The sequence below is a fragment of the Paenibacillus sp. FSL P2-0173 genome, assembly GCF_038008045.1.
In the GTDB taxonomy this organism is placed as follows: domain Bacteria; phylum Bacillota; class Bacilli; order Paenibacillales; family Paenibacillaceae; genus Paenibacillus; species Paenibacillus polymyxa_B.
The window spans coordinates 16,010-27,833 of sequence record NZ_JBBOYK010000003.1; the positions used below are offsets into that span (position 1 = coordinate 16,010).

The 11,824-nt window shown below is 37.6% G+C and carries 7 protein-coding genes; 1 reads left to right on the forward strand and 6 read right to left on the reverse strand.

Features of this window, described 5'->3' with window-relative positions:
• Positions 1 to 13 precede the first annotated feature (13 nt).
• From MKX30_RS16445 to MKX30_RS16470, 6 genes are all read right to left on the reverse strand, one after another.
• Positions 14 to 1,150 carry a hypothetical protein gene (locus tag MKX30_RS16445; RefSeq protein WP_028542100.1) on the reverse strand — a complete coding sequence of 379 codons (1,137 nt, stop codon included), beginning with the start codon at positions 1,148 to 1,150 and terminating at the stop codon, positions 14 to 16.
• A 69-nt stretch (positions 1,151 to 1,219) separates the two neighbouring features.
• Positions 1,220 to 5,056, reverse strand: coding sequence for a glycosyltransferase (locus MKX30_RS16450; RefSeq protein WP_341063311.1), 3,837 nt, complete (start codon positions 5,054 to 5,056; stop codon positions 1,220 to 1,222).
• Between the two features lie 42 nt (positions 5,057 to 5,098).
• Positions 5,099 to 5,512 carry an adenylyltransferase/cytidyltransferase family protein gene (locus tag MKX30_RS16455; protein ID WP_013312205.1) on the reverse strand — a complete coding sequence of 138 codons (414 nt, stop codon included), beginning with the start codon at positions 5,510 to 5,512 and terminating at the stop codon, positions 5,099 to 5,101.
• Complete coding sequence (asnB, locus tag MKX30_RS16460; protein ID WP_341063016.1) at positions 5,509 to 7,047, reverse strand: asparagine synthase (glutamine-hydrolyzing); 1,539 nt, start codon at positions 7,045 to 7,047, stop codon at positions 5,509 to 5,511. The genes MKX30_RS16455 and asnB overlap by 4 nt, the downstream gene beginning before the upstream one ends.
• A 13-nt stretch (positions 7,048 to 7,060) precedes the next feature.
• Positions 7,061 to 8,368 carry an ABC transporter ATP-binding protein gene (locus MKX30_RS16465; protein ID WP_028542103.1) on the reverse strand — a complete coding sequence of 436 codons (1,308 nt, stop codon included), beginning with the start codon at positions 8,366 to 8,368 and terminating at the stop codon, positions 7,061 to 7,063.
• A gap of 10 nt (positions 8,369 to 8,378) precedes the next feature.
• Positions 8,379 to 9,167 carry an ABC transporter permease gene (locus MKX30_RS16470; protein ID WP_028542104.1) on the reverse strand — a complete coding sequence of 263 codons (789 nt, stop codon included), beginning with the start codon at positions 9,165 to 9,167 and terminating at the stop codon, positions 8,379 to 8,381.
• A gap of 150 nt (positions 9,168 to 9,317) precedes the next feature.
• On the opposite strand from MKX30_RS16470, the gene MKX30_RS16475 reads away from it, so the two are divergent.
• Positions 9,318 to 11,774, forward strand: coding sequence for an O-antigen ligase family protein (locus MKX30_RS16475; protein ID WP_053326210.1), 2,457 nt, complete (start codon positions 9,318 to 9,320; stop codon positions 11,772 to 11,774).
• Positions 11,775 to 11,824: the final 50 nt, after the last annotated feature.

Sequence of the window (11,824 nt, forward strand, 5' to 3'; positions counted from 1 at the left end):
ATCTAAGTTCCTCCTATTGAAGCTCTTTTATAAGCAGCTCCATAATGGTTTTTGCACGAGCTTCCCAATTATTATGGACTACGAAGTCCTCCAGTTGCTCTTGATCATAAAAAGGGCGTTGCAGGGTATCTATATCCTTTAGATATTTTCTTATTTCCTCTAAACTATTATATAGATAAATCCCTTCCTGATTTAAAAGCCTTGTTTCTTCGCTATCCACCGCTAATATCACTTTATTAAAACTCAAATACTCATAAACTTTTACTGGATTGATCGTATCAATTCTATCCGAATTCCTCAAAAAGGGGTATAAACAAATATCAAAAGCATCAATAATCGCACCAATTTCTGATTTAGGGACAGTCTCATAATATTTAATCCTATTATGCTGTTCAAAATTATAATTCAGGTTATTTCTCCCAACCAAACATACAACAAATTTCTCATCAAATTCAGTAATAGCCCTAACCGCTTCCACATCAAACCAGTGGTCAATCGCCCCTACATATCCAAAAATGTAGTAGCCTTCGTGCTTTAACCATTTTAACTCGCTAACAACCAAGCTAGCTACATTTATATTTAGTATAGCTGTATCAACAGCATTTTTCACCAAATAAGATTGTCTACACAATGTTTGAGAATGCTTATGCAAATGGTTACTTGTAGAAATAACAAGATCCGCCTTGGCAAGTAATTCAAGTTCCCACTTTTCGAGTAATTTCTTCATCAATGCATTGTTAGTTAGAAATACATAGTCGTCCATTCGATCAAACACAATCTTCTTATTATTATTTGATTTAATAAGAGGATAAAAGACTGGACTTCCCAACCAAATGATATCTGCACTGGAAACTAAATCTTCCAACTGTCTCTTTTCAAACCATTGATTCATATGAAATACGTCTAAGCTTTCAAAGCTTCGGGGTAATCTCAGACTGCCCGAAGGCCTGAATATTTGAAGGCTATCATTTATGGTTTGATTTCTTTTTTTATAATCTGAGTTCTGCCTTACAATACTATTAAGTATACTAATGGATGGTTCTACAAAGGTGATGTGAACCCCCGGCATTTTAGCAAACTCTTCGGCCAAATGTTGCGGACGTTGTTTTAAATCATCCCAATAGATCGGGGAGAAATATAAAATTTTCAATTTAACCGCTCCATACTAATAAAGGCGCCCCTTATTTTTATAAAAGAGGCGCCTTTAAAGTTTTATTAATTATCTATACGATCCTGCCAACTGTTTTCGCGAATTCATATCGTTTTCCTTCATTTGTATTAACTCTTCATACGCTTCAACTGTGTATTGTTTATACAGAATATCAATTTCAACGTCTCGATTTTTAGTCGGAATCTTCTGCAAATGATCTAATTCAGCTTTAACAATTTCGAGGTGATTCTTATCTGCCTCAATATCCGATTCCATCGGCGCATACAGATCCTTTTGCAATTGGTAATTGGTTAAAATACTGTTTCGCATTGTCTTTCTGACATGCTCAACAGTATATCGGGAGGTGTCCACATCATGAATGACCTTCATCTTAGGATTAAGACCAACCTTATAGCCGATTTCTCTCATAGCAAAAGATACAACAATTTCTTCTCCTCCAGCGTAATTGTTTCCTTTACGCCCATAGGCGCTTCTAAAGCCCCCAATTCGCATTAGCGCAGCATGTCTAACCGCAAAGTTGGCTCCATAAGGGAACTCCCACTGAAAATTAGAATCGATAATTTCGTCGCCTTCCACAATAAGCTGACTCCAGTATGCTTCAGTACCTGGTTTAACCACTTCAGGCCGTTCCTCGTGTAAATTGAGTATGATATTCCCACCCATGACCCCGATATCGGGACGATCTGAGAATCCTCTGATGGTTTCCTCAAGCAAGTTGGAGTTTGCGATAGCGTCATCATCAATATAGAGTATGACCTCCCCCTCTGCCCCAAATAAACCAACATTACGTGCAAAGGAAAGACCTTTTAATGGAGCCTCCATATATCGCAGGAAGGATTGGTCAATATTATAGGTTGCTCTGAACTCACGAACCAAATAATGAATCTCCTCATTCAGATAATCATTATTTACAACAATAATTTCATAGTCCGCTTTATCCAACGACTGTTCTATGACAGATTTAATCGCATTTGAAAGTTTCTCGCTCCGCTGGTACGTGCAAATAATAACGGATAATCCCTTATTATAAACGGGTTCACTTTCAATTACCGCCTCAATACGGTACAAGTGATCGTTCTTAACCTTCGTATTTATAAGAGAGAACAGAACTTCCGTATCCTGCGCAAAAAAGTCATAGTTGCTATCTGTTTCACTATTCATTTTATCTTTTATTTTCAGATCCCAAGGATAGTCAGCTACAAATGTATCTGTTGTATGCTCTGATTTATCTATAAGCAGTGCATACGTAGACGTTGAAGCATTAAAATCAATAAATTCAAAATCATGGACTTCACCTGTTTTTATATACAAATAGCAAATAGGCGTTGCCAAATTAAGACCAACAATCGTATTCACTTCATCTCTTCCAACCACAGTATGTCCTTTAGTCAGAACATAGTTCTTAAACTCACCAGTTTCAGTAGCATCTCCCTCAATGATCCACACTAATGGGGTCAGATAAAAATCTCTTCTAAAATCATCAAGTACCATGAGTTTATATCTGTTAGAGGTGATGCCCAGTTCTTGATCTAAAGCGGTCAGTGACTTATCGTGCCAGCGATAATCATATATAGGCTCATCGAACGTCACATGTTTGAGCTCAAATAGAGAGTTCACTCTCATCCAGTAATCATAATCTTCAAGGGTATGCTTATAACTAGAATAGTCACCCAATAACTGGGTTACCTTGGCCCTATACATAAAAGCTGCACCAATCGTATTGTTAGGATATACGTTTAACTCCAATGCAGACTTAGGCAGCATAACATTGCCACTGAACTGTGGTTCTTCATACCAGCCATGGTTGGAAATCACTTGACCGGCAGAGTCGATTAACCTCATGTTCGCATACACCATACCAATATTTTCATCACGTTTAAGATCAGCTACCATCTTCTCCAGGAAATTTTCAGGGAGGATATTATCTGCACTTGTCCACGTATGATATTCACCCTTGGCTAGCTTAAAACCTCTAGATAATGTTCTTGGTATCTTACGATTTTCCTGATGAACTACTCTGATACGATGATCTGCTTTAGCATACTTATCAATAATTTCTGCCGTTGAGTCTTTTGAACCATCGTTAATAATAATGAGTTCAAAATACTTGTAAGATTGCTGCAGAATACTATCAATAGCTTTTGATACATAATCCTCACCGTTATATACAGGAAGGACAACCGATATAAGATCCTTCTCAAACTCAATCTCGAACTTATCAAGAGCCAGAGAAAATGAGTTGTCTTTAGATACTTTATAATTGTAAAATTTATACTCATACCAGGTTAATAACTGATTGTAATTCCCTTCATCTTTGCGTAGATCAATCGGCTGATCCCCCGCGTTAGTTCTTTTAAGCTTATGCGACACTTTAGATTTTATCTTTTTCAGTAAAATAGTGGTGCCATAACTTTTCCATACTCTATATCCCTTAAGAACATATATCATTTTGGACTTGTGTAAGATATGTTTAAGTTTATTCGCCATTTTCCACCTTTTAGAGTTATAAATATTATGAATCTCTGTAGACAGTCTTCCATTATATTCTTCCAACTCACTGAACTGGGTGTTCAGTTCATTATATTGACCAAATAGTTGTCTATATTGATGATTTAATATATCCAAGTTGTTTTTTTCATTATTATAATCCTGTGTAAGTTGAACATATTGCTGTTCTAATTCATCTTTCTTTTCAGACAGAGATTTAAAATCTGCTGACATGCTGCTTATTACATTTTCCTGATGATCTCGTGTTTGAATCAATGTGTTAATCTGATCCATATGCTCAACAATGTGTTGTTTTTGCTGCTCTATTTCTTGGCTTTGAGTTTGATTATGAGTTTGTAATTCATTAAATTCATTTTTCAGGCGTGTATGCCCTGCTCTATAAGCATGGTCCACGTCATCTTTTAGAAATCTGTTAATTACATCCATACACTTATCTATCGTCTCTCTTCCTTTAACCGGAAACATCTCTAGAGTAAATTTCCTTCTTTGTTGTATTAGTTGTTCATCTAAGATTGCATTAAGTAAAGTTTGTTTAATATTGCCGTTATCGCTCACAAAAGGAACAATGTTTTGCTGAACTATTTGCTCTTCCAAAGGTAAAATCCCCTCGAAAGATTCTGTTTGGGGATGTTGGAATATTACAATTGGAGTGTCCGTAAACAGCGCATCAAATATAGCTCCAGAGCCGTCAGACAATATCACATCAGCTTCCTCTATTAAATGAACAAGAGAAGCCTTGTGATCAAGCACATCAGGGATATGCGACTTAACTAGACTAACCCGTTCATGCTCCAAAAAAGAAGTGCCATGATGCAATTTCACCTTCATATTAAAGGTATCTGACATTTCTTCAATATGGTTCATAACAAGCTCAATAGACGACTCATTCCCATACGTAGGCAAATAAAGCAAATTATATTTATCCGTTTCGCGCTTCTTCCTTTGAAATTTGGCGTATTTAATCATTCCTACGATTTCTGTCTGAGTGTACGCTGCCAGAACCGAGGAATCATACAGCCCATTACAAAAGATAAAATCGAAATTCCGACTCCATGTATCTAAATTCCAGTTTGGTTTAGCCATTCCATACTGGTATCTAAACTTATAATCGGACTTAACTTCCAAATAATAAGGGAGATAAGGATAGAAAGCTATTTTATATGCCTTGTCAGGTACAGAGCTTGTTAGAGTCACTTTTATACCGTTGTTCTTCAAATAATGATAGGTATCTAAGGACATGTCGCCCCAATCTTCTTCTTCAATGTGAGGGACATAAATATCACAAACGATCTGCTTTCTTTCACACTCCTCAATTAAAGGCTTAATCGTTTCATATAAAACTAGATTGTGAATGACAAAAGCTATAGATCTGTTCATATTCACTGCAAAACCTCTTCCTTTCAGGCAAAAATCTTATACTTATTTTCTTAATTTCAGTAATGTCTCATTCAGTAAAGTCGATGATGTACTCTTCGTATAGGGAAAATATATAATTTTCACTCCAACTTCCTTAAACTGCAACTCATACTGGTCCCAACGTTCATTTTGAAACCAATCATCACCAACGAACATTACGTCATATTTTAATTTTTGCCAAACCTCAAATTTATCCATGGAGTCCTGAGGAATTACAGTATCAACAAAGCTGATGTTTCTGACAATCTCAATTCTTTCCTCAAAAGGAATTACTGCTTTTTTGTACTTATATGAAACTAACTCATCTGTTGTCACACCAACAATGAGTTTATCACAGAGTGATTTAGCATTTCTCAGCAAATTCAAATGCCCAATATGAAATAAATCGAAGACTCCGGAAGTATAGCCGATAATCATAAGATTTCTCCTAACGTAGTTAAATTGAAGTTAAACCATTTGTCGAATGTCGTCTTCCCTTCAATTTTCTCAGAAGATAGGACTCTTTCAAGTTGAACAGGAAAACCCACCTTTTTTCTGTTTACAATCTCTGCAGGGACAATATCTTTAAAAATTCTCTTGAGAGGAGCCTTAACAACCCCATCCTTCATTTTGTACAGAGAGTCTACACCTGCAAGCCTTTCAATTAATCTATAGTCCAAGAAAGGAGATCTTGCTTCTACGGAATTTAACATTGAGGCACTATCCAGCCTTTTAAGTAACCCTCTCAAATGGGCTTGCTGGAAGAATGCAGCTACGATTTTTTGAGGTGACTTTAACTTCATGAAAGGTGCCAAAGCGTCTTCTACAATCTCTATATCATCTTCAGATCCGTAGGTGTAGAGTTCACTAAAGGCTCGGATATCAAAGTCTGTAGCGCTACTAGCCCATCTGAAAATACGGTCATACCCAAAAAAAAGCTCATCAGCGCCTTCTCCGCTTAATATGACTGTATTTTTAGCAGATGCTTGCTGAGTCATATGATACAGTAACACTTCGTTGGGCACAGACAGAGGCTCTTTTTTTACAGTTATAAGCTCTCGAGCTAATGATAAAAAGTGATCAGGTTCAAACAATATCGGATGATGAATGGTATTGTATCTTGTTGCTGCGATTTCAGACCACTGAAACTCATTATAATCTTCAAAACCAACAGTCCAAGTATGCTCTACTTTGGCAAGTGCAGTAATAATCGTGCTGTCCAATCCCCCGCTTAGGTAACTTCCAATTTCAACATCTGCGATCTTACGGTACTCTACTGCAGAGCGAATTAGAAACTCAAGTTCCTCATCGGAAGGAGGTTCTTTTTCAGAGTAATCAATTTCCCAATATTTAATAAATTCGCCATTCTCGTAATAATATCCTGGTGGAAACTCTTTTATTTCATTATAGATAGTACGATCATTAAAAAAGCATCTCATCTTTTTATATTGTCTTACGGCTTCTTGATCTATAGAAATGTTGTGGACTAATGGGAGCAATGGAGCAATTTCAGAACTGAAAATGAACTCTTCCCCATATCTGTTGTAATAAAGCGGTTTTACTCCCATACGATCTCGTGCTACAAAAAATGATTTCTGCTGGACGTCTAAAACAATAAAACTGAACATTCCATTAAGCCAATTCAACATTTGGGGACCATATTGAATATAAAGCTTCAATAAAAGTTCAGTATCTGAGTTTGTTCTCATTTGAATTGAATAATTGGAGGCTAATTCTTTATAATTATAAATCTCTCCGTTAAATATAATCACATATCTTCCGTCATCAGAGAAAAAAGGCTGATCACTTCTCCGATCCAAATCTAAGATACTTAATCTGTTATGCCCCAGCATAAAGTTTTCACTCTGATATACACAAAGTGGGGCCGTAGGCCCCCGGTGTTTCATTATATTTAATGAATTAAGAAATACTTCTTTATTTATGGCTACATTAGAAAACAAAATCCCACACATTTTATCACCAGCCTTAATTAATGACTTGCAAATCTATTGTGTTATCTACAAATATTAATCCTGGTACGTAATTATTCTCTGGCTTAGGAACCTCAAAAACAGCTGCTATACTTACGCTATCCAGATAAAGAGGCTCAAAAGGCTTAGGCTTCAAACCAATAGAAATGGTGTATTTACCACTTTCAGATAATAGATTACGGAAATTAAAGTTAACCTCCAGAATGCCCCCCGCTTGCATTTTCGGAACTAATTTTGCTTTATTATAGATATTCATGCCAAACACATCGACACCAGTATGGTTTCTAACCATGTAGCCAATGGTTCCCTCAGAATCTATATCTTTATAATATTGTGCCAATAAACGCAAAGTAACCATTTCTCCAAAAGGGACCTGGTTAACAACTTCTCCATTGACTAACAAGTCTGCTCTTATAAAGCGCGCATCTCCCGTTCCAGAACGAAACTCATTAGCACGTTTTGCAAAAGCAGGGTCCTCTTCTAATAGCAACAGCGAACTTTTCTTATCTGTTTCAGAATTAACAAATACATCCAAAGATTGAACACGTTTCATATCTGCAATTTCCTGGTTAACAATGTTTTCATAAATTTGTGCTACACGTTTCACTGGACCAATTTCGACCATGTGTCCTTTATCAATCAGCAGCGCTGTATCACAAAAACTTTTAATGGTATCCATGGAATGTGAGACAAATAAAACCGTACTTTTTTTGGAGAGCTCTTTCATTTTGGTAATACATTTTGCCTGAAAGTAAATATCTCCAACAGACAAGGCCTCATCCACAATCAAAATATCTGGATCAACATTGATAGCTACTGCAAAGGCTAAACGGGCAAACATACCACTGGAGTACATTTTGACTGGTTGATTAATGAAGTCCCCGATATCCGCAAAGGATACAATAGATTCAAGTTTACCATCCATCTCTATTTTGCTGTACCCCATAAGGGTTCCGTTCAAATATATGTTTTCCATTCCTGTTAAATCCGGATTAAAACCCGCGCCCAATTCCAAAAGAGCAGCAACTTTCCCATTCACTTTAATGCTTCCGTTGGTGGGAGTAATCACGCCTGTGATCATCTTTAAAAGAGTCGATTTTCCAGAACCATTTTTACCAATAATACCAATCGCTTGTCCTTTATTTATGGAAAAGGACAGGTCACTGATGGCCTTAAATTCAGAATGATACTTTTTTTTAAAGGGATGAACAGCCTCTTTTAATCGCTCATTGGGATTATCATATATTTTATATATTTTAGTGACGTTATTAACTTCCACAGCAACTGATTCTGTTTGATTCATCATTTTCTCCTCACAATACATCTGCAAAATGAGATTTCATTTTCTTGAAAATTTTGATTCCTATAGTACCTGCGATAATCACAATAGCCCAAAAGTAGATCGTCATTGATGGATGCTCCCAGAACCATTTGTGATCAATAAAAGTATCCCGATATCCCTCGACGATATAAAAAACAGGATTTAGTTTAAAGAAAAACTGATACTTATCTTCAACAATATTTAAATTCCAGAAGATCGGCGTAAGCCAAAAGAATAGCTGAATAAATACCGCAACAACTTGACCAACATCCTTTACAAAAACAACTAATGTCGCTGTTATGTAAGAAATGGACAAGGAAAGAAAGATCGTGGCTAATAAATAATAAAGGATTTGAATGTTATAAATCGTAAATTCTACATTGTATATTTTAAACATAATGAAAAGAACAATAATAAAAAATACATGTACAAAAAGAGCAGACAAAATTTTCACCATCGGCAGCAAACCAACTCGGAAAACAATCTTCTTTACCAAATAATTGTTTTCTATAATACTATTGGTTGCAGTTGCTAAGCTTTCAGAAAAGAATAACCAAGGCACCATTCCTGTTAATAACCAAAGTATAAAGGGAGTATCTCCAATAGGTACATTTTTAAAACCAACCTGAAATACGACCCAATAAACAAGTATAGATACCATAGGATGTATAAAAGCCCAGAGTACCCCCATGAATGAACCAAGGTATCTAGATTTAATATCTTTTTTAGACAATTCCCAGAGTAACTTTAAATTTTTCGAAAAGTTTTGAGTTAAATTCATACGAGTGTGTCACGACCTTAAACATGGTTTGGTAAGTCTCTTACAATACAATAATGTTAAAATTTGACAGGATTATTCTTGCGATATGGCTCTAACAGCTACGATATGCTAAAATGTTGACGTATCTACAAGAAAAGGAGATTGTAAACCTTGTCGAATCCAGTATACGGGAAACAGGCCAAAACGTCGACCCGTGACGATAAAAGGCCGGCTATGTTTTGGGTGTTAATTGTTGGCATGATTCTGTTTTTAGCTTGGGCTCCCTTCCAGGCTGCACTTTTTAATGGGCAAATGCTCGATTTTGAAAAGCCTCTCTATTGGGCTGTTATCATCGCCTCGATTCTGTTGATCCTGGCAATCGTATCTTATTATAAGAAATTCAAGCTGGAAGAGCAAAGGGATTGGCTGGCTGTATTAGTACTGCTGCTTCCCCTGTCTTATGTGCTTTCACTGACTTCAGCAGCTTCGCATTACCTGGCCATGAATATGGTGGTGGTACAGTGCATATATGCCGCTCTGTTTATCATCTCAATCTATCTACTACAAGATCGCTTAGGCAATAAGATTATTCACAACCTGATTATGACTGTTGCTTATGTCATTGTAGGCTTTGGCTTTATTAACTGGTTTGGACAGTGGGTACTTGCCGGCAAGATGGTAGGCTGGTTTACCCAATATGTGTATCAATATCGTTATACCAATGCAGTTATGACAGATACAAATGGTCTCCGGCTGACATCAGTGTTTCAATATGCGAATACATATGCCGCCTTTCTAATGGCTTTCCTATTCGCTGCCGTTTTTTGTTTAATGAAATCAAAATCATGGTATGGCAAGGCTACTCATGGTTTCATGTTGGTGCCCATCCTGGTCTCGCTGTTCCTGACCTTGTCACGGGGCGGTCTGGTTATGTTGCCAGTCGTTTTCGTGCTGCTTTTGCTTTTCTTTAAACCAGCACGCCAAATTATATGGATTTTACATTGCGCCATTGCTGGTGTAGCGTCAATATCTATCTTGGCGCCAATTACAAATATGGGTTTACAACTCAACAAGACCTACAACGGCGGAGAGGCTGCGAAGGCTTGGGGGTTACTTATTGGTGTCTCCCTGGCTGTAGCTGTCGTACTGTGGCTTGTTGAACGTTATCTGGCACCGAAGTTGGAAAATGCCCTCAAAGGATGGGCCTCCCGCAAGTTATCCAACCTGTGGCTACCTGTTGGATCAGTTGTGGTGATTGGCTTGCTGGCTTTTCTGTTTATTGGAACTGGCCTGCGCAGCGTACTACCAGAAAACGTCCAGGTCCGGTTTGAAAATATCAATTTCCGGCAGCATAGTGTACTGGAACGTCTTGTATTCTATCAGGATGCTGCCAAATTGATTAAAGATCATCCTGTTATTGGCACCGGCGGCGGCGGTTGGGCTACTTTATACGAGAAATACCAAGATTATCCTTACACAAGCCGTCAGGCCCATAACTTCTTCATGCAGTATCTGGTTGAAGTTGGTATTCTCGGTTTTGTAATTTTCATGTCATTTATCTTATATATTTTCTATAAATATATCCGTAGCTATATGAGACAAGATGATGAAGAACGGGATTCTCACTTCCTGTATCTCATTTTGGCACTCTCAATCTTACTTCATAGCTTGCTAGACTTTAATCTGAGTTACGTGTTCATGGGCATACTGGTATTTGTGAGTCTCGGTGGTATGGCCGCTGCTATGGACAGCAAGCCGCTTAAACGCCTGTCCATGAGTGCTTCCGGATTCCGAATCATGTATAGTGCAGTCATCGGCATTCTAAGCATTGTGGTGCTTTTTGCAGGTCTCCGCTTTGTGCAATCGGCCAATGCTGCCACATCTGCCAAACAGATCATGGCGGTCAGCACATCTTTTGAGGAAATCCAAAGTGCCATTAATAAGGATCTTGAACTTCGTCCTACGCACCCAGATTCGGTTATAAGATTGGCTGCACTCTACAAGAATGTGTATGATCAAACGAAAAAAGAGGAATTTTATAACGCTGCAATAGAGGTACTTAATACGGGCCTGAAGGCAGAACCGTATAATAAAATCATGTATAACTCCAAAGTTAACCTTTTAAAAGCAAAAGGTGAGCATGAGCAAGCCTTCAGTATTTTGGAAAATAACATTTCCAACTTTGTCTGGGACAATGACTGGTACAATATGTTGATTACCCAAGCTTACACTATTGGTAATAAGGCACATGAGCAGAAAGACACAGCCAAGGAACAGAAATATTTCCAAGCAGGTCTCGCTGCTTATCAGAAGGTTCTGGATGGGGTAGCTCATATTAAGACGGTTCCACCTGAAATTGAGTTGACACGTACTTTTGAAGTAACTCCGGGTATTGCGCTCAGTACTGGAAAAATTGAGTTCATGTCAGGTAAGCCTGCTGAGGCTGCAAGCATCCTCAAAAACGGCTTGAAAGACGACCTGAGCGACGCTACAAATCGTGAGATTGCTCGATATTATATCGTCGCTCTGCAAAAGCAAGGGCAGGATGACAAAGCATTGTACGATAAACTAATAAAAGCTGATCCGAAGGAAAAAGAGCAAATTGCTCAGTTAAAATCGGAGAAATAGCAGAAAAAAAGAGACTATCAGATGATGTTATATCATCCGGTAGTCTCTTT

What these genes read in the sequence shown, in the direction of transcription:
- MKX30_RS16450 (WP_341063311.1), bottom strand. Translation starts at nt 5,056, where the DNA reads ATGAACAGATCTATAGCTTTTGTCATTCACAATCTAGTTTTATATGAA.
- MKX30_RS16455 (WP_013312205.1), bottom strand. Translation starts at nt 5,512, where the DNA reads ATGATTATCGGCTATACTTCCGGAGTCTTCGATTTATTTCATATTGGG.
- asnB (WP_341063016.1), bottom strand. Translation starts at nt 7,047, where the DNA reads ATGTGTGGGATTTTGTTTTCTAATGTAGCCATAAATAAAGAAGTATTT.
- MKX30_RS16465 (WP_028542103.1), bottom strand. Translation starts at nt 8,368, where the DNA reads ATGAATCAAACAGAATCAGTTGCTGTGGAAGTTAATAACGTCACTAAA.
- MKX30_RS16470 (WP_028542104.1), bottom strand. Translation starts at nt 9,167, where the DNA reads ATGAATTTAACTCAAAACTTTTCGAAAAATTTAAAGTTACTCTGGGAA.